Below are 17,260 nucleotides of genomic sequence, written 5' to 3' on the forward strand. Positions count from 1 at the left end.
GGCCTCAGCGCGGTCCGTTTTCTGCGGCTTTGCGCTGAGCTCCCCGCTGTAACAGCAGGCTAAACGACGCGGGTAACACGGTCAGCGTCACCAGCGTCGCAGCCAGCAGCCCGCCGATAATGGCATAGGCCATTGGGCCCCAGAAAACCTGGTGAGAGATCGGGATCATGCCCAGAATGGCGGCGCAGGCGGTCAGACAGATGGGTCTGGCCCGGTGCTCCGCCGCTGCCATAATTGCGGCATCATTTGCCATCCCCTGAGCCAGATTGCTGTCAACCTCGCTAATCAGTATCACCGCGTTACGTACGATCATCCCCGCGAGGGCGATGACGCCCAGCAGCGCGACAAACCCCATCGGCGTGCCGCCGGGCAGCATAGCCAGCACGATCCCCGGTAAACCAAACGGGGCCATCAGGAGCGCCAGCAGCATCCGGGAGTATCTCCGCAGCTGGAGCATCAGCAGCAACAGCATGATGACCAGCGTCACCGGAAGAACGGTAAAGACGGAGCTGTTCCCCTTATCCGATTCGGCGACCGCGCCGCCTTCTTCAATGCTGTAACCTGCCGGCAGGCTCGCGCGCAGTTTATCCACCGTCGGACGCAGCGCGGCGGATACCGCTTCAGCCTTCAGCCCCGGGGCAAGGTCGGTTTGCACCGTGATAAAGGGCACGCGCTGGCGGCGCCAGATGACCGGATCGTCCACGCCCCAGACCGGCGTCGCGACGGCGCTGAGCGGAATTTTTTTACCGTCATTCCCCTGAATCGTGAGCGAGGAGAGGGTAGCGGTGCTGTGACGTGCATCGTCCGTGGCCCGCAGCACCACGTCGACAAGGCGGTCGTTATCCCTGATGGAGGTGACAACGCTGCCGGACCAGACGGTATTCAGCGTGCGGGCGAGGCTTTCTGACGATATTCCCGCCGCCCTGGCCGCCGTCTGATTCACCTTAAGGGTGATGACCCTTTCAGGCTCTCCGGCCGTCTGGTTAACGTCGCGTGAGAACGAAGACCGGCCAATCGCGTCCGTGAGACGGTTCGCAAACGCCCGGACCTGCAGATAATCTGGCCCGCTCACCCGGTATTTGATGGGCCAGCCGACGGGCGGCCCCAGCTCAAGGGGCGACACGCGCGTGATGATGTCGCTAAATTGCGTCGCCAGGATCGTGTTGAGCTGTGCGTGCAGACGATCCCGCGCCGCAAGATCCTTCGCGACCACAACCATCTGGGCGATATTTTCATTTTCCAGCAGCACGTCCATCGGCAGGTAAAAACGGATGGCGCCTGAGCCAACGTACGTCGAAAAGCGATCGATATTGCTGTTGTCGGCCAGCGCCTTTTCCAGCTTTTCCACCTCTCTGAGCGTTTCCGGCTGCGACGCGTTAGCCGGAAGCGTCAGGCTGACCAGCAGCTCGGGCCGGTCCGAGGCGGGGAAAAACTCGCCCTGCATAAACGTCGTGCCGTACGCTGACAGCCCCAGCGCGGAAAGGGCGAGCAGCACGGTAGCGACCCGGTGACGCAATGCCAGGCGTAAAAGCCGTCCGTACCCGCGCGCGATCCTTCCGGGTTCTGCCGCGTGATGTCTGACTGTTTCCGGCAGCATCCACGTACCCGTTAGCGGCGAAAACAAGATCGCGACAATCCAGGAGCAGAGCAGGGCAATGAGCACCACCGCAAAGAGGGAAAAACAGTATTCACCGGCGCTGGAGGCCGCAAAACCAACGGGAATAAAACCGGCAATCATTACCAGAGTCCCGGTGAGCATCGGGAAGGCCGTCGTTTTGAATGCATGGGTGGCCGCGTGCCGACGGGAATCCCCCGCTTCCAGCCGGGAGACCATCGTTTCGACGGCGATTATGGCGTCATCCACCAGCAGGCCCAGGGCGATGATCAGCGCCCCGAGCGAGATACGCTGAAGGCCAATACCTGCGAGCATCATGCCGGCAAACGTCATGGCGAGCACCAGCGGAATGGCCGTCGCCACCACCAGTCCGGCCCGTAAACCCAGCGAGACAAATGAAACCGCCAGCACGATAACAACGGCTTCGATAAGCACCCGGATAAACCCGCTTACCGCGTCACTCACCACCGCGGACTGATCGGCGACTTTCACCATCTCGATACCGTGCGGCAGCCCGGCGCTGAGGGTCGCCATTCTGGCATTCAGCGCAGCGCCGAAACGCAGCATGTTGCCTGTCGGCGCCATCGACACCGCCAGCCCGATAGCCGGCTTGCCGTTCACCCGGTAGGCCGGAGCCGGTGGCTCGGCGATTTCACGGGTGACGGTGGCAATATCGGTCAGCGGAATATAGCGATTGTTAACGTGCAGCGTGACGGCGCGTAAGCTCTCTTCGGTGGTGAGCGCTCCGCTGACCTTTATCGCCATGTTCTCCTGCCCGGTTCGCATAACGCCAGCCGGGACAACCGCGTTTTGCGCCCGGAGGGCGTCGGCAACTTCCTGAATATCGAGCCCCATACCGGCCAGACGTGCCGGAGAAAAGGCGAGGACCCACTGCTCCTGCTGTTCGCCCAGCAGGGTGGTCTTACCCATATCCGGCAGGGACATGAGCTCGCGACGTATTGTCTCTGCGCGATCCCGCACCTCCCGCAGGGTAAAACCGTCGGGAATAAAGGCATAAATAGTGCCGAACGTGTCGTCAAACTCGTCGTCCACGGCAGGGCCCTGCACCCCGTCAGGCAGGGACGGCGCGATGTCCTGCATTTTTTTGCGAACCTGATACCAGATATCGGGCACGCGTTGCGGGGGCGTATCGTCACGGAGGTTGACGTGGATAACGGTGCGTCCGGCACGGGTTTCACTTTCGAGATAGTCCAGCCAGGGCGTTTCCTGCAGCTTTTTTTCAAGCGTATCGGTCAGCAGGCGGGTGGTATCCGTCACGGAGGCTCCCGGCCACTGCGCGGAGACGACGGCCGTTTTAATGGTGAACGCCGGATCTTCGTTACGCGGCAGCTTCTCATAGCAGAACACGCCCATCGCAATCACCAGCAGCATGAAAAAGCTGACCATCTGCTGGTTCTTAAGCGCCCAGGCGGAGAGGTTAAATTTGGCTTCCGCTCCGGTACTCATGGCTGAACCTCCCCTGGCACCACCGGCTCGCCGGATCGTAATGTGCTCACGCCCGCCGTAATCACCCTGTCGCCGGGCTCAAGGCCGGAGGCAATCATGACGGAGGAGGCCGTATAGCTCGCGGGCACTACCGCGCGCAGCTGCGCCTGCGACCGCGGGGTAATGACAAAAACGGCCGGTTTGTCGCCGACGCGGGTCAGCGCCGACGCGGGAAGGGGGTACCCGTGCGGGGCGGCGGAGGGCAACGTCACGGTGACGCTGGCACCCAGCGCCATGGCCTCCGGCGGGTTTTGCAGGGTCGCTCTGACGCGCCAGGTGCGGGTCTGAGGATCGGCCTGCGGGGTAATATCCCGCAGTACGGCAGAGGCCTGTACCGACGGGTCGCTGAGGAGGGAAACCCGCAATTCTGTCTTATCCAGAGGCGGAATCGCATCCGGAGTAGCAATATCAAACGCCACGTCGCGACCTTCTCCGGTCGCCAGCGTCAGCACGGACTGGCCGTCGCTGACAACCTGCCCCGCTGAGGCGCTCACGGCCGTGATGACGCCCGCTTGTGGCGCGATCAGGCGCGTCCAGCCGAGGCTTTCGCGAGCATTTCGCCAGGCGGCCTCGCTGCTTTTTAAGCGCGCGCGGGCGACAAGCCAGTCCGCACGGGCGCTGTCGAGCTGCGTGCGGGCTATCGCACCCGTTGGCATAAGCTTTTGCATGCGACTGACGTTAATCGCGGCGACCTGAGCAGAGGCTTTGGCACCTTCATAGTCGGCCGCGGCGCTGTCGAGCTGGTTTTTCCCGGTCGTATTATCAAGCGTGGCCAGTAGCTGTCCGGCAGTGATCCGGTCGCCAATATCAACGCTGCGCGTCAGTATCCGGCCTCCGGTACGAAAGCTCAGGGTCGTTTCATCATGGGCATGGATCTCACCGGTTCTTTCCAGCGCGGGAGGGGATTGGGCGGAGCCAACGACGACGTAGCGTACCTTACGCACTGGGTCAGGTTTGTTTTCGTGTTTATCACCGCAGCCGGTCAGCGGAAAAATCGCCAGCGCAAGCAGGGCCAGGGGAAGAAAATGCAGCCAGGAAAGGTTGCGCGCCACGCCGTACAAATGATGCAGGCAGTGGCGGAGGGAGAGAAAAAATTCGTCTGACATAACGCCGCTCCATAAAGGGAATGGCGTTATTAAATGCGCGCTACGTCGAGAAAGATTCGACGTTCTGTCAAGGCTTTATCAAGAGTGGATATTTTCATTACCGGACGGGTGCCAGGGCAAAAAAATGCGCACGGCGAGGCCGCCCGTTTTGGATAATGACGCGCTAATCTCACCCCCATGCGCCTGGCAAATCGCCCGGGCGATGGACAAACCGAGGCCGCTGCCGCCGGAATGCCGCGCGCGGGACTGCTCCTCGCGGCTAAAGCGTTTAAACATTTCCGGTAAGAACTGGGGCGACACGCCCGGCCCGTCATCGGTAAATTCGAGGATGTAATGACCGCTGGCGTAGTGCAGCGCCACCTCAAGGTGGCCGCCATCGCGCCCGTAACGTAGCGCATTTTCCATGAGGATGGTAACGACCTGTCCAAGACGGAACGCATCGCCTCTGAAGGGGCTGGTGCGCGGGTTGCGAAACGTTATCCGAAAATGATGCGCGTCAGCCTCGGGCATGATCCAGGCAGCTCGCTCCTGAATCAGCTCATCGAGGCAAAACGGCTGGTCCTCCAGCACGAGGTTACCCGCGTCGGCGAGCGAGAGAAGGTGAAGCTCATCGGTGAGGCGGTTGAGGTGCTGAAGCTGTTTCATCACCATGCCCAGCTGTGCCGGGCTGGCATCAAACACGCCGTCCAACATGCCCTGCAGACGACCAATGGCGGCCGTCAGGGGCGAGCGCAGCTCGTGCGCCATCGCGACGTGCGAGGCGCGGAGCTCTTTTTCATAGCGGGCGAGTTGCCCCGTCATGGAGTTAAAGTCGGTCGCAAAGCTGACCATTTCCGCCGGTGCATCCTTGATGAGCTCAGCCTGACGGCCAAACTGCCCGTCGGCGACATCCTTTGCCGCATCGCGAAGGCGGCTGAACTGCAGTGCCAGCGGTCGGGCGTGTTTGAGCCCCATCACCACGATAAACGGGATCATCACCAGCACCAGCAGGGCCACCGTAACCCAGTCCGCAGAGGCGATGGAGGGTGTGGAATAGCTCAGGCCCCACCAGGTGTCCACAATCGAGTGGAAGCGGGCCGGATTGGCCTGCGGGTTCTGGCTGAGCGTAAGAAACTCCTGCCGGACCGCCGGTGGCATCCTGCCCATGATCCAGTAGTTCTGGACCGCATAGCGCAGCCACATGCAGGTGGCAATGACGATCACGCTGCCGATAGCCAGCGCCAGGATGCGCGCGCAAATCCAGCGCCACAGAGAGGAGTGCCGGTTTTTTATCATGGCTGTCTGAACCTGTAACCCACGCCGCGAACGTTAATCAACACGCCGGAGATGCCCGCCGCTTCGAGTTTTCTACGCAGGTTATAAATATGGGTGTCCACCACGCGCTCCAGCGCCTCGCTTTCCGGCAGACAGTGTTCCAGCAGGTACTGACGGGAAAAGGGGCGTGCGGGAGAGCGCAGCAGCGTTGCCAGAAGCGAGAATTCCGTTGGCGTAAGATCGAGCATCACGGGCGCGTCGTCGCCGTTGTCTACGCTCGCCACAATGGCGGCGACATCCACCGCCAGCGTTTGCCAGCGGAGGATCTCTTCGTCAGCCTCTTTTTTACTGCTGCGCCGCAGCACCGCCTGCACCCGAGCCACCACTTCGCCCGGATGATAAGGCTTCACAACGTAATCATCGGCACCGTACCGCAGGGCGCCAATGCGATCGGGAGTATCCCCCATGGCCGTGACCATAATCACCGGCACATCGCTTTTACGACGCAGGCCAGCCAGCACTTCGGTGCCGTTAAGCCCCGGCAGCATCACGTCCAGCAGAATGAGGTCTGGCTTCCACCGCTGTGCTATATCCAGCCCGGAATGACCGTCCCCGGTAATGGTCACGTCGTAATTTTCCCGCCGTAAATAGGCTTCGAGCACGCCGGCCGCATCGGCGTCATCTTCAATAATAAGCACTCTTCTGGACAACATCCGTTCACCTTGACCATTTCTTAACACTATCCCGACGATTCATTGATTCAGCCAAATCATACTGCGCCAACATTGTGTGGCCGCCCCCGTATCAGGAGGCGCCAGCGTCCGTATGGAGAGCAGTATGATAGCGATAAATAAAGTCCTGTATATGTCCGTCCCGCTTCTGATGGCCGTGGCTTCCGGCGCGCAGGCGGATGATGGCACCGCGTCCGATTCCCTAACCGTCGGGCTGGGAGGGCAATACGCCCCGCGTTACTCAGGCTCAGACAAGCAGGTGTGGCAGGTGGTTCCTGTGCTGCAGGGACGCAAAGGCGCTTTCTTCGTTGATGCGCAAAAAGGGGTGGGGTATGACCTGCAAAATGACAGCGGCTGGTATTTCGAACACACGCTGGGCTACGACTTCGGAAGGGCTGATAAAAATTCTGGCTGGCGTGAGGGCGCAAACAATCTGAAAGGAATGGGGGACATTGATGCCACCCTGAATACCGGCCTTGCCGTCGGCTGGCAGGCCGCGCCATGGCTGAGTATGGAAGGCAAAACGACGCTGCCGTTAACCGACAGCCAGGGGGCAAGCTATCAGGCCTCCGTTACGCTGATCCCTGTACAAAATAACCAGGACACGATCGCCTTGCAGTCTGCGGCCCTGTTTGGCGACAGCCGTTATCTGAATACCTGGTATGGGGTCAGCGAGCAGCAGAGCCGCCGCACCGGCTATCGCCGCTATGCTGCGCCGGGTGGATTTTACGGCGTCGACACCAGCCTGACCTGGAGCCACCAGTTCGATGCCCACTGGGGGACGGTCCTGAGCGCGGACTATACCTGGCTTGGCGACCATGCCAATGACAGCCCGATAGTGATGCGGCGCAATGAGGGGTCTGCAACCGCCGCTATCACCTGGACATTCTAAATTCGTGGATCACGATGTGAGCGAGGGGGCGAGAGGATTACTTCTTCTTATCCATCATCGCCTTTAAATCGGCAAACGGGTTAAACGTGGCGACGCCCACGTCTTTTTGCGCGTCTTCCCCGGCGACCACGGTGGTGCCGTACCGATCCGCTTCGGTGTATTTCGAATGCTCGTGATCGTGGCAAAACAGGCACAACAGCTCCCAGTTGCTGCCATCTTCCGGGTTGTTGGTATGGTCGTGATCGATATGGTGAACCGTGAGTTCGCGAAGATTGGAATAGACAAACTCGCGCGAGCAGCGTCCACACACCCATGGATAGATTTTTAATGCTTTTTCGCGATAGCCGCTTTCCAGCCGCGCGTAGTTTTTGGGGATCAAAGCCATTGCCGGTTTTACCTGCCATGAAAAGAGTGGGGAAGATTATATCCCATTATGGGGCGGAATGAAGAACCACGCTATTCTGTCAATTTATTTGATGCTTTCCGTTAAATAAACGGCATTTATTCTTATCGGGTAATGCGTAAAGTGGACAGAACGCAACGTATTATCAGGAAAAATGGTTATGAAAAAGATCGGATTTTTATCCTTTGGTCACTGGACGCCTTCGCCGCAGTCGGGCACGCGCTCGGCGGCAGACACGCTGCTGCAGTCCATTGATTTAGCCGTGGCGGCTGAGGAGCTGGGGGCAGACGGCGCCTATTTCCGCGTGCACCACTTCGCCCGACAGCTTAGCTCGCCGTTCCCTCTGCTGGCCGCTATTGGTGCAAAAACGAAAACCATCGAAATCGGCACCGGCGTGATCGACATGCGTTACGAAAACCCGATGTACATGGCCGAGGATGCGGGCGCGGCGGATTTGATTTCCGGCGGTCGCCTGCAGCTCGGCATCAGCCGCGGCTCCCCGGAGCAGGTTATTGATGGCTGGCGTCATTTCGGCTATGTCCCGCAGGAAGGGGAAAACGAGTCGGACATGGCGCGTCGTCATACCGAGGTGCTGCTTGAGGTGCTGCGTGGGGAAGGGTTTGCCAAACCGAACCCGCAGCCAATGTTCCCTAATCCGCCGGGGCTGCTGCGCCTGGAGCCGTATTCTGAAGGGCTGCGCGAGCGTATCTGGTGGGGCGCCGGTTCCAATGCGACGGCCGTATGGGCGGCAAAACTGGGCATGAACCTGCAAAGTTCAACCCTGAAGGACGATGAAACCGGTGAGCCGTTCCATATTCAGCAGGCAAAACAGATCCGCGCGTACCGTCAGGCCTGGAAAGAGGCGGGGCATACGCGTGAGTCGCGGGTGTCGGTCAGCCGCAGTATTTTTGCGCTGATGGACGACCGTGACCGGATGTATTTTGGGGCCAGCCGCAACGACAGCGATAGCGTGGGTTATCTTGATGAGAAAACGCGCGCCATCTTCGGGCGCAGCTATGCCGCGGAGCCGGACAAGCTGGTTGAACAGCTGAAAAAAGACGAGGCGATTGCCGAGGCGGACACGCTCTTACTGACCGTACCGAACCAGCTGGGTGTGGATTATAATGCGCACGTGATTGAGTCTATTCTCAAGCATGTCGCACCGGCAATGGGCTGGCGCGAGTAGTTCCGCTATCAGCCTTGAGATCGTAATGGAAAATCTGGCCCTCTGGTATCGCCGTTTTGGCGAGCCAGAAACCGTTCTGCAACCTGAAACCGCGCCCCCGGGCGCGCTTGCGCCGGGACAGCTCCGCGTGCGGATGCTGTTTTCTCCGGTGAACGCGTCCGATCTTATTCCCATCACCGGCGCCTATCGCCACCGAACCCCGTTACCGGCGATCGCGGGGTATGAAGGTGTTGGGGTTGTCATCGAGGCGCCCGCCTCGTTTAAGCATCTGGTGGGTCAGCGCGTCCTGCCGCTGCGCGGTCAGGGAACCTGGCAGCGCTATGTGGACTGCCCGGCAGAGTATGCGATACCCGTTCCGGACACCGTCGACGCACAGCTGGCCGCGCGGGCCTACATCAACCCGCTGGCGGCGCAGATGATGCTGACCCGCTACCCGCCGCGCGGAAAGCGGGTCTTGCTCACGGCTGCCGGATCGGATTGCGCCATTCTGCTGGGGCAGTGGGCGCGTCAGGCGGGGGCGGAAGCGGTGTACGGCATTCACCGTTCTGCCGTGCATGCTGAACGGCTGGAGGCGATGGGCATCACGCCTGTCGCGCAGCATGACGCAAACAGAATCGGCATCGTCGCCGCCCGTAGCGATATCGTCTACGATGCCACCGGCGGACCGCTTGCGGAAGCGATCCTCAGCGTGATGCCCGAGCAGGGCATGTTTGCCTGCTACGGGCTGCTCTCCGGGCAAGCCTTCACACAGCGGCGGCCTGCGCCGCGCGTGGCGTGGTTCCATATCCGAAACGGTCTGGATGCGCTCGGCGTTGAGGCGTGGCGCGCGGAGTTCGAGCGCATCTGGCGGATGTTGCCCGGCAGTGAGTACAGCGACGTTACGGTGTACCCGCTGGCGGAGTGGCAGAGGGCGCTCAGCGCTTATCGTGAAGGTGGAAGGACCCGCAAGCCCCTCCTGTCGATGGAGGACTGAGCGCTATTTATGGCTCATATCGCTCAGCAGCACGGCGATACTTTGCCCGCCTGCCGTCTGTTCCAGACCAATCTTGACGATGATGGTGAGTGGAACGGAGAGCAGCATCCCAACGGGCCCGAGCAGCCAGCCCCAGAAAATCAGGGACAAAAAGACCACCAGCGTGGAGAGCCCCAGGCCACGACCCATCATGCGTGGCTCAAGAATGTTACCGAACACAAGATTGATGACCAGGTATCCGGCAAGCAGGATCAGCGCGTCATAAAGCCCGCTGAAAACCAGCACCTGGAGGATAGGGGGGATCGCCGCCAGCACGGAGCCAATGTTGGGAATGTAGTTGAGCGCAAACGCCAGCAACCCCCAGACAAACGCAAAGCGAACGTCCAGCGCCAGAAGCATCAACCAGACGACAACGCCCGTCACCAGGCTAATGGCGGTTTTCAGCACCAGATAGCGGGAAACGCTGTCCAGCGCGCGTTGAATCGCCCCCATTCCTTCGACCGGACGGACCATCATCTGCTGCAGCTTTGCTGGCAGCTGCGGCACCTCCAGCAGCATGAAAACCACCGTTAAAAACAGCAGGAAAATGGATGTCATGGCATTGGAAAGCTGCGCCAGCAGGCTGGTGACGATCGTCATCGCCGCGTTGGGGTCGATATATTTCAGCAGTTCTTCAACCGAGACTTCGATACCCGCCCGCTGCAGCCAGGGCTCCAGCTGCAGCAGGGGGATAGCCAGCGAAGAGCGGTATTTTGGCAGCGTTCGCGCCAGTTCATTGAGCGAGGTACCCAGATAAGCCACCAGCAGTACCATCGCCACAATAATGATGCTGATAAGCAGCGTGATGGCCAGCACGCGCGGAATGCGTAGCCGCGTCATGCGCTGCACCAGCGGGTTGAGGATCACCGCAATAAACAGGGCCAGAATAAAGGGCACAATAATGTCGGCGGCGAAGCGCACGCCTGTCAATATGATCACCAGCATGCCCAGCATGATGACAATTTTTAACCCGTTCAGGGTAATGATGGGTTTAGCCATGGTGACTCCGAAATTTTCTTTATATTTATAATAAAGGTGAAAGGCTTTGCAATAAACTAACCAAAATCAAACGGAGTGGGTAAAGAATTGCAAAGACTTTGAGTAAAATCCTGGCTTATGGTACAAATTCGGTGTGTTTAACTACCGAGGACAATTTTCATCCGCAAAGACGAGAAGCAACAACGCGGATAATTGTAATTTTATGGACAATATGTTCAGGACGTACTCTTCAAACAATACTGCTGTATACTCCACTTCTTTCTGCCTGCTTTCTGGTGAGCAACACTGGCGCACCGCACTATAGTCATTTCTTCTGCCTGAGCTGGCGCTAAGCGCTTAGCTGTCTGATTTCAATTCGTATTTTTGGGTTTGCTGCACGCAGCGGGCCACGATGGATTATATTCTCAAGCAGGAGAAAAACATGTTTTACTGGATTTTATTAGCGCTGGCTATTATCGCTGAAATTACCGGCACGCTGTCTATGAAGTGGGCAAGCGTCAGCGATGGCAACACCGGTTTTATTTTGATGCTGGTGATGATTTCACTGTCTTATATTTTCCTCTCGTTTGCAGTGAAAAAAATTGCGCTGGGCGTCGCGTATGCCCTGTGGGAGGGGATCGGTATTTTGTTGATTACGCTGTTCAGCGTGCTGATATTTGACGAAACATTAACAACAATGAAGGTCGCCGGTTTAACGACGCTGGTCGCGGGTATTGTGCTGATTAAGTCCGGTACCCGTAAACCTGGCAAACAGCAGAAGGAGCAGAACCATGCAACAGTTTGAGTGGGTTCATGCTGCCTGGCTGGGGTTCGCCATCGTGCTTGAGATCCTGGCGAACGTTCTGCTGAAATTCTCCGATGGTTTTCGTCGTAAATTCTACGGCCTGATGTCGATTGCGGCGGTTCTGGGGGCGTTCAGCGCGCTGTCCCAGGCGGTAAAAGGTATCGATCTTTCGGTCGCCTATGCGTTGTGGGGCGGTTTTGGTATCGCCGCCACGCTGGCTGCAGGCTGGGTGCTCTTCGGCCAGCGCTTAAATAACAAGGGCTGGATGGGGCTCATCCTGCTGCTTGCCGGCATGATCATGATAAAACTCGCCTGACAGTCCTCAATCCATGATTTACAGGCAGCGAAATTCGCTGCCTGTATTACGCTTAGAAAAGCAAAACATGAAGAGGATGGCTGATGTATCGCACATTAAGCTGGCGCAATATTCCCAATGCGAGAACGTTGTTTGCCATGGTCTTTATGGCGGGCATCGGCTTAATCATCTCCGTCGTCGCACTCCTCTATCTTTCCCTGAATCTTATCAGCACCAAAACCAATGAAATTGATGAACACCGCACGGCGCTTTCCGTGCAGGGGGCTATTCAGACATCGGTTAACCGCGTCTCATCTCTGGTGCTTGACAACGCCGTCTGGGACGATGCTGTGCGGGAAGCCTACCGTCCCACGCTTAATACCGACTGGCTGTACGACACCTGGGGCACCGGCTTTAAAATTAATAACCTCTATGACGGCACCTTCGTGCTGGATGAACATTTCAACGTCCTCTGGGGATCGTTTAAAAGTCAGCCTTTTCAGGAGACGAATCTCGATTTTTTCGGTGAGGGGCTGAAAGCCCTTATTGCTCAGCATGCGCGCGCCTTATCAGGCGATAAAAATATCTATGCCGGGATCAGCAAAACGCGAAGCGGCGTCGCCTTTGTGGGCATTGGGCTGATTCGCCCAATGGTCGGAAGATTACAGGTTACCGACGGAACGCGCCGCTATCTGGTGATTACCCGTCATCTGAACGCCAGAATCTTATCCGACCTGGGGGCGACCTTTCAGATCGATAACCTTCACTTTACGCCAGATAAAGTTAACGAGATGAGTATGCCGCTGCGCAGTTCGGCTGGGGAGCTGCTGGGCTATCTGAACTGGCAGGCGCGGCTTCCGGGGGCGCAGGCCGCCCGGGCGGCATCCTCTGATATCACGCAGATTGTTGTGCTGGCATCGGCCCTGATCCTGCTCTTTATTCTGGTGAGCAGCGTGGGGCTGTACAAGCTTGCGCGAGGAGAAAGCCAGGCACGTCTGGTGGCCAGAACGGACTGGTTAAGCCATCTGCCGAACCGGCGAGCGCTTATCGAGGCGCTGGATCGGGTGAGCTTACGCGGAGATATCGACGTCAAAAGCGTGGTGTTTATCGATCTGGATGGTTTTAAAGATGTGAATGATATCTACGGCCACAGCGTGGGGGACGATCTCATCGTGGCGATTGCGAAAACGCTGAGTGAACGGGTGCCGCCGGGCGGGATGCTGGCCCGCATGGGCGGGGATGAGTTTGCCATGACAATCGGCGGTGATGATGCAGAGGCCCGAGCCACAGCCTTTGCCGTTTCGGTGCTGGATTTCCTCGCCACCCCGGTTCAGCTGGGGGAACGCACCATCCATATCGGGGCCAGCATCGGTATCGCCAGCGGAACTCTGATTGAATGCACCAGCTCAGAACTGTTTCGCCGCGCCGATATTGCCATGTATCACGCCAAAATGAGTGGAAAAGGGCGGATTACCCACTACGATGCGGAGCTGAACAGCGTCCGGGAACGCAAGCTGGCGATTGAAAATCAGATCCGTAGCGGTCTGGAGCGCGATGAGTTTGAGGTCTGGTATCAGCCGATCGTTGACGCCCGCACTCAGACGATGAGCAGCGTCGAAGCGTTGGTCCGCTGGCCGCGTCGCCCGGAAGGGCCGCTGGGCCCGGATACCTTCATCGCCATCGCGGAGACCAGCGGTCTGATTTACAAACTGGGCCAGTTTGTGTTGCAGCGCGCCTGTCAGGATCTCCAGCCATACGGTGACTTAAAGCTTTCCGTTAATATCTCTCCCGCGCAATTTCGCGATCCCGCCTTCGAAGACAAAGTGGCCAGCGTGCTGGAGAGTACCCGTTTCCCGGCCCACCGGCTGCAGCTTGAGGTAACGGAGAGCTATGTGCTGGAAAATCCGGATCGTGCCCGCATGGCAATAGCCAATCTTAAAGCGCTGGGTACCGCGGTGGCGCTGGATGACTTTGGCACCGGCTATTCCAGCATTGGCTATTTGCGGCGTTTTAACTTCGACACCATCAAGATCGATAAATCCCTGGCCGGGCTGGTGGACAACGATGAACAGGCAGCCGCGCTGGTGAGCGGCACGGTGCGGATCGCCAACGCGCTGGGGATGGCGGTGGTCGCCGAAGGGGTGGAAACCGAGAAGCAAATGAAACTGCTGCGGCTGGCTGGCTGCGATCAACTGCAGGGTTTTTGGTTCAGCCAGCCGATGCCGATTGAGTCAATCAGGGCACTGCATCAGGTCAGACGATGCTGATTTATTGCTGTGCCAGCGCTTCCAGCTTGTCGCGAAAACCGGTCACGGACAAGGCCCGGTTATCTGCGCGCCAGCGATCTTTCGCCGCCGGTGCAGAGCTCTGCACGCCAATCAACTGCCAGCCGTTATCTGTTTTCAGCATCAGCGGTGAACCACTGTCACCCGGCAACGTATCGCACTGGTGCGAAAGTACGCTGTTTTGCGCCCAGCCCGTCACAATACAGTCGGTGTGGGTGTAAAGCGTATCCAGATGGTCGACAGGATAGCCGGACTGCGTCACCTTTCGGTCAGCGGCTTTCAGGGCAGCGGTGAGTGCGTCTTTGTCGCCGTCAAATAACGGCAGCGGCGTAATGCCGGAAGGGGGGTAGCGTAAAACGATCAGGCCAAAGTCCCATGCGGCGGCCGCCGGTGGCACGATCCAGCCGTCACCATCCGGCTTCAGGCGTTTGCCGAGAGACGGATCGACACGGCCTTCAATACCGTGGATTTCATAGCGCCAGGTCCCTTTTTGCGACACAAACCGCAAGGCCACCGCTTTATCCGGCTTGCCGTTTGGCGGCGTTAACAGACAGTGGCCTGCCGTCAGGGCAAGCTGAGGGGTGATCAACGTCGCAGTACATAAGTTACCGCTGGCGGTTTCCAGTTGACCTATAGCATCCCAGGGCGCCTGGGTGGGATCGGTGACGCGCGTGCGGTCGTCATGATTGAAAAAAAGCGTCTTGAGCTCTTTCGCGCTAATGGTGTCATCACCGCCATCATCCGCATGTGAGAATCCAGAAAAAAGACCAAACGTTCCCAGTAACAACACAACAGATTTACGCATATCTCACTCTGGTGGGGGGTAATTATGATTATTAAAAGTGAACCCTATGAAAATACTATAGACGGGACAGCGCTAAAGTGGGAGTAAAATCAGCGTGCTACAATCAGGAAAGATAAAAATGGCTGGCAATGAGCGCGCATAAAATAAGCAGGATCAGAATCAGCTCAAACCGATAGCGTCGCAGCATACGCCCTCCGGATAAAAAAAACGGCGCGGAACCTGTCCGGTTCAGCGCCGGTTTACCAACGTGCCCCGAAGGGCACGGTTAAGCTTGTACTCTTACGCAGCTGGCTGTGCAGCTGGTTTAGCAGCTTCGTGTTTTACTGCTTTTTTGTGATGCTTTTTAGCAGCCTGAGCTTTCTGTTCTACAGCCGGTTTGGTCGCTTTTTTGTGGTGCTTTTTAGCAGCCTGAGCTTTCTGCTCTACAGCCGGTTTAGCGGCTTTATGATGTTTCTTGTGATGGACAGTTTTTGCTGGCGCCGCGGTGGTCGTTGCAGCAGGTGCCGCAGCAGCCGGTGCAGCAGTGGTTTCAGCAGCGAACGCAGCAGAAGACAGACCCATAGCAGCGGCAACAACCAGAGCTAATACTTTTTTCATGTTCATACCCTCGAATTTGGTTTTTCATTTAACCCCACTGCGGGGCCGTTGAAATAACTATATCCCTGTAAATTCGGGGTTTCCGTGAGTGATTGGTATCGGCGTGTAACCATATGTACATTGCTGGGGTCCTGCACAGACGGCTCCCTCTCCCATGAGGGGGTACGGGCTGGGGTGAGGGGTAACATACGGCTCTTTTACCTGAGGTCCCTCACCCCCGGCCAAACAGATTACAAATAACGGAAGGTCAGATGCTCGCGGAAGTAACGAATATTCAGATCTTCACCCGTCGCCTGGGTGATTAGCTGCGACGTGCTGAAGCGACTGCCGTGCTGCCAGATGTTCTGGCGCAGCCACTCAAAGAGTGCGGAAAAATCGCCCTCAGCGATGGAGGCCTGCAGACCCGGAAGCGCCGTTTTCGCGGCGTGGAACAGCTGTGCGGCATACATGGCCCCCAGCGTATACGACGGGAAGTAGCCAAAACCGCCGTCGGTCCAGTGAATATCCTGCATACAGCCGTTGCGGTAGTTGTCTTTGGTGGATAACCCGAGCCAGGCCTGCATTTTCTCGTCCCACAGGGCAGGGATATCGTCCACTTCGATCTCGCCGTTGATCAGCGACCGCTCAATCTCATAGCGCAGCACCACGTGTGCCGGGTAGCTCACTTCGTCCGCATCGACGCGGATATAGCCCGGCTTCACGCGCTGGTTCCAGGCAATAAAGTTCTCTTCGCTGAACGCCGCCTGGCTGCCAAAACGAGCGTGCACCGCAGGGAGAAGATGTTTGAGGAAGGCTTCACTGCGGCCCAGCTGCATCTCAAAGAACAGGCTCTGGGATTCGTGGATCGCGGTTGAGCGGGCCAGCGCAATCGGCTGTCCTGCCCACGCGCGCGGCAGGTTTTGTTCGTAGCGCGCGTGTCCGGTTTCGTGGATCACGCCAAACAGCGCGCTGAGCAGTTCATCCTCGTCATAGCGCGTGGTGATGCGCACGTCCTCCGGTACGCCGCCGCAGAACGGGTGCGCGCTTACGTCGAGGCGACCGCCGTTAAAATCGAAGCCGAGCATCTTCATGGCTTCCAGGCCCAGTTCACGCTGTGTTGCCGTCGGGAAAGGCCCCTGAGGAGGAACAAACGATCGCTGAGCCTGCTTTTCCACGACGTTTGCCAGCAGGTCCGGCAGCCAGGACTTCATGTCGCCGAACAGCACGTCCAGACGGGCGCTGGTCATGTCGGGTTCAAATATGTCCAGCAACGCATCGTATGGCGTACAGCCTTTGGCTTCCGCCCGCAGGCGCGCCTCTTCACGGCTGAGTTTAACCACCTCTTTCAGGTTGGCGGAAAAGCCCTGCCAGTCGTTGGCGGGGCGCTGAGTACGCCAGGCGTGTTCACACCTGCTGCCCGCCAGGGATTTGGCTTCCACCAGCGATTCCGGCAGCAGGGTCGCCTGCTGGTAGTGGCGCGTCATTTCGCGCAGGTTGGCCTGTTCGACGTCATTCAGATCTTCTCCTGCCGCCGCCGCTAACAGGTCGCCGACTTTTTTATCGGTCAGGAGCTGGTGCTGCAGGACGCTCATCTCTGCCAGCGCCTCGCCGCGCGCGGCGCTGCCGCCGGGCGGCATCATGGTGAACATGTCCCAGCTGGCGATGGAGGAGAGGTGCGAGAAGCGAGAGAGACGCTGGAAGGTTTTCACAAGTGACTGATAGGCTGATGTTTTTTGCAATTCTTATTTCCTCATGCCGGGGATGTGTTTCAGGGAGCATACAATGAAACCGAGCAAATTCCCCAACATTTC

The 17,260-nt window shown here is 58.2% G+C and carries 17 protein-coding genes; 7 read left to right on the forward strand and 10 right to left on the reverse strand.

Going from position 1 to position 17,260, the window contains the following annotated elements:
- Positions 1-4: 4 nt before the first annotated feature.
- The 4 genes from FOY93_RS10110 to FOY93_RS10125 all read right to left on the reverse strand — a co-directional run bounded on the left by FOY93_RS10110 (position 5) and on the right by FOY93_RS10125 (position 6,194).
- Positions 5-3,082: an efflux RND transporter permease subunit gene (locus FOY93_RS10110; RefSeq protein ID WP_143345027.1), complete on the reverse strand. Its 3,078-nt coding sequence runs from the start codon at positions 3,080-3,082 to the stop codon at positions 5-7.
- Positions 3,079-4,227 (reverse strand): efflux RND transporter periplasmic adaptor subunit, encoded by a 1,149-nt coding sequence (locus tag FOY93_RS10115; RefSeq protein ID WP_136194762.1) that lies wholly within the window; start codon positions 4,225-4,227, stop codon positions 3,079-3,081. Before FOY93_RS10115 ends, FOY93_RS10110 begins: the two co-directional genes overlap by 4 nt.
- A gap of 78 nt (positions 4,228-4,305) precedes the next feature.
- Positions 4,306-5,502: a sensor histidine kinase gene (locus tag FOY93_RS10120; protein ID WP_133294283.1), complete on the reverse strand. Its 1,197-nt coding sequence runs from the start codon at positions 5,500-5,502 to the stop codon at positions 4,306-4,308.
- A complete protein-coding gene (locus tag FOY93_RS10125; RefSeq protein ID WP_133294284.1) occupies positions 5,499-6,194 on the reverse strand; it encodes a response regulator in 696 nt (231 codons plus the stop codon). Before FOY93_RS10125 ends, FOY93_RS10120 begins: the two co-directional genes overlap by 4 nt.
- Before the next feature lie 124 nt (positions 6,195-6,318).
- Between FOY93_RS10125 and FOY93_RS10130 the strand changes: the two genes are divergently transcribed.
- Entirely contained in the window at positions 6,319-7,104 is a 786-nt protein-coding gene (locus tag FOY93_RS10130) for a MipA/OmpV family protein (RefSeq protein WP_133294285.1), read from the forward strand.
- Positions 7,105-7,141: 37 nt separating this feature from the next.
- Here FOY93_RS10130 and yajD read toward each other — a convergent pair whose 3' ends face one another.
- Positions 7,142-7,489, reverse strand: a complete 348-nt coding sequence (yajD, locus tag FOY93_RS10135; RefSeq protein WP_023617218.1) for an HNH nuclease YajD — start codon at positions 7,487-7,489, stop codon at positions 7,142-7,144.
- A gap of 178 nt (positions 7,490-7,667) precedes the next feature.
- Between yajD and FOY93_RS10140 the strand changes: the two genes are divergently transcribed.
- Both FOY93_RS10140 and FOY93_RS10145 read left to right on the forward strand, forming a co-directional pair.
- The gene (locus FOY93_RS10140) at positions 7,668-8,693 is read left to right on the forward strand and encodes an LLM class flavin-dependent oxidoreductase (protein ID WP_133294286.1); all 1,026 of its coding nucleotides are present in this window, start codon (positions 7,668-7,670) and stop codon (positions 8,691-8,693) included.
- A gap of 25 nt (positions 8,694-8,718) precedes the next feature.
- On the forward strand, positions 8,719-9,666 hold the full coding sequence (locus tag FOY93_RS10145; RefSeq protein WP_133294287.1) for a zinc-dependent alcohol dehydrogenase family protein: 948 nt from the start codon (positions 8,719-8,721) through the stop codon (positions 9,664-9,666).
- A 3-nt stretch (positions 9,667-9,669) separates the two neighbouring features.
- Here FOY93_RS10145 and FOY93_RS10150 read toward each other — a convergent pair whose 3' ends face one another.
- Positions 9,670-10,704, reverse strand: a complete 1,035-nt coding sequence (locus FOY93_RS10150) for an AI-2E family transporter (protein WP_111965717.1) — start codon at positions 10,702-10,704, stop codon at positions 9,670-9,672.
- A gap of 133 nt (positions 10,705-10,837) precedes the next feature.
- Here FOY93_RS10150 and FOY93_RS24040 point away from each other — a divergent pair, with 133 nt between their 5' ends.
- From FOY93_RS24040 to FOY93_RS10165, 4 genes are all read left to right on the forward strand, one after another.
- A complete protein-coding gene (locus tag FOY93_RS24040; RefSeq protein ID WP_085930315.1) occupies positions 10,838-11,008 on the forward strand; it encodes a protein YdgV in 171 nt (56 codons plus the stop codon).
- A 117-nt stretch (positions 11,009-11,125) separates the two neighbouring features.
- On the forward strand, positions 11,126-11,488 hold the full coding sequence (mdtJ, locus tag FOY93_RS10155) for a multidrug/spermidine efflux SMR transporter subunit MdtJ (RefSeq protein ID WP_029739354.1): 363 nt from the start codon (positions 11,126-11,128) through the stop codon (positions 11,486-11,488).
- On the forward strand, positions 11,475-11,804 hold the full coding sequence (mdtI, locus tag FOY93_RS10160; protein ID WP_045910373.1) for a multidrug/spermidine efflux SMR transporter subunit MdtI: 330 nt from the start codon (positions 11,475-11,477) through the stop codon (positions 11,802-11,804). Before mdtJ ends, mdtI begins: the two co-directional genes overlap by 14 nt.
- 83 nt (positions 11,805-11,887) lie before the next feature.
- Positions 11,888-14,050, forward strand: a complete 2,163-nt coding sequence (locus FOY93_RS10165; RefSeq protein WP_143345028.1) for a bifunctional diguanylate cyclase/phosphodiesterase — start codon at positions 11,888-11,890, stop codon at positions 14,048-14,050.
- 1 nt (position 14,051) lies between these two features.
- Here the strand turns inward: FOY93_RS10165 and FOY93_RS10170 are convergent, their stop codons facing one another.
- The 4 genes from FOY93_RS10170 to FOY93_RS10180 form a co-directional block, all read right to left on the reverse strand.
- A complete protein-coding gene (locus FOY93_RS10170) occupies positions 14,052-14,873 on the reverse strand; it encodes a trypsin-like serine peptidase (RefSeq protein ID WP_143345029.1) in 822 nt (273 codons plus the stop codon).
- Between the two features lie 103 nt (positions 14,874-14,976).
- On the reverse strand, positions 14,977-15,060 hold the full coding sequence (ydgU, locus tag FOY93_RS24195; RefSeq protein WP_021241182.1) for a small membrane protein YdgU: 84 nt from the start codon (positions 15,058-15,060) through the stop codon (positions 14,977-14,979).
- A gap of 92 nt (positions 15,061-15,152) precedes the next feature.
- Positions 15,153-15,470 (reverse strand): acid resistance repetitive basic protein Asr, encoded by a 318-nt coding sequence (asr, locus tag FOY93_RS10175; RefSeq protein WP_143345030.1) that lies wholly within the window; start codon positions 15,468-15,470, stop codon positions 15,153-15,155.
- Between the two features lie 230 nt (positions 15,471-15,700).
- Complete coding sequence (locus FOY93_RS10180; protein ID WP_143345031.1) at positions 15,701-17,188, reverse strand: carboxypeptidase M32; 1,488 nt, start codon at positions 17,186-17,188, stop codon at positions 15,701-15,703.
- Positions 17,189-17,260 lie beyond the last annotated feature (72 nt).

It is taken from the genome of Enterobacter sp. 18A13 (assembly GCF_007035975.1).
GTDB lineage: Bacteria > Pseudomonadota > Gammaproteobacteria > Enterobacterales > Enterobacteriaceae > Enterobacter > Enterobacter vonholyi.

What these genes read in the sequence shown, in the direction of transcription:
- mdtJ (WP_029739354.1), top strand. Translation starts at nt 11,126, where the DNA reads ATGTTTTACTGGATTTTATTAGCGCTGGCTATTATCGCTGAAATTACC.
- asr (WP_143345030.1), bottom strand. Translation starts at nt 15,470, where the DNA reads ATGAAAAAAGTATTAGCTCTGGTTGTTGCCGCTGCTATGGGTCTGTCT.
- FOY93_RS10130 (WP_133294285.1), top strand. Translation starts at nt 6,319, where the DNA reads ATGATAGCGATAAATAAAGTCCTGTATATGTCCGTCCCGCTTCTGATG.
- FOY93_RS10170 (WP_143345029.1), bottom strand. Translation starts at nt 14,873, where the DNA reads ATGCGTAAATCTGTTGTGTTGTTACTGGGAACGTTTGGTCTTTTTTCT.
- FOY93_RS10140 (WP_133294286.1), top strand. Translation starts at nt 7,668, where the DNA reads ATGAAAAAGATCGGATTTTTATCCTTTGGTCACTGGACGCCTTCGCCG.
- FOY93_RS10115 (WP_136194762.1), bottom strand. Translation starts at nt 4,227, where the DNA reads ATGTCAGACGAATTTTTTCTCTCCCTCCGCCACTGCCTGCATCATTTG.
- yajD (WP_023617218.1), bottom strand. Translation starts at nt 7,489, where the DNA reads ATGGCTTTGATCCCCAAAAACTACGCGCGGCTGGAAAGCGGCTATCGC.
- FOY93_RS10165 (WP_143345028.1), top strand. Translation starts at nt 11,888, where the DNA reads ATGTATCGCACATTAAGCTGGCGCAATATTCCCAATGCGAGAACGTTG.
- FOY93_RS10150 (WP_111965717.1), bottom strand. Translation starts at nt 10,704, where the DNA reads ATGGCTAAACCCATCATTACCCTGAACGGGTTAAAAATTGTCATCATG.
- FOY93_RS10110 (WP_143345027.1), bottom strand. Translation starts at nt 3,082, where the DNA reads ATGAGTACCGGAGCGGAAGCCAAATTTAACCTCTCCGCCTGGGCGCTT.
- FOY93_RS10125 (WP_133294284.1), bottom strand. Translation starts at nt 6,194, where the DNA reads ATGTTGTCCAGAAGAGTGCTTATTATTGAAGATGACGCCGATGCGGCC.
- ydgU (WP_021241182.1), bottom strand. Translation starts at nt 15,060, where the DNA reads ATGCTGCGACGCTATCGGTTTGAGCTGATTCTGATCCTGCTTATTTTA.
- FOY93_RS10145 (WP_133294287.1), top strand. Translation starts at nt 8,719, where the DNA reads ATGGAAAATCTGGCCCTCTGGTATCGCCGTTTTGGCGAGCCAGAAACC.
- mdtI (WP_045910373.1), top strand. Translation starts at nt 11,475, where the DNA reads ATGCAACAGTTTGAGTGGGTTCATGCTGCCTGGCTGGGGTTCGCCATC.
- FOY93_RS10120 (WP_133294283.1), bottom strand. Translation starts at nt 5,502, where the DNA reads ATGATAAAAAACCGGCACTCCTCTCTGTGGCGCTGGATTTGCGCGCGC.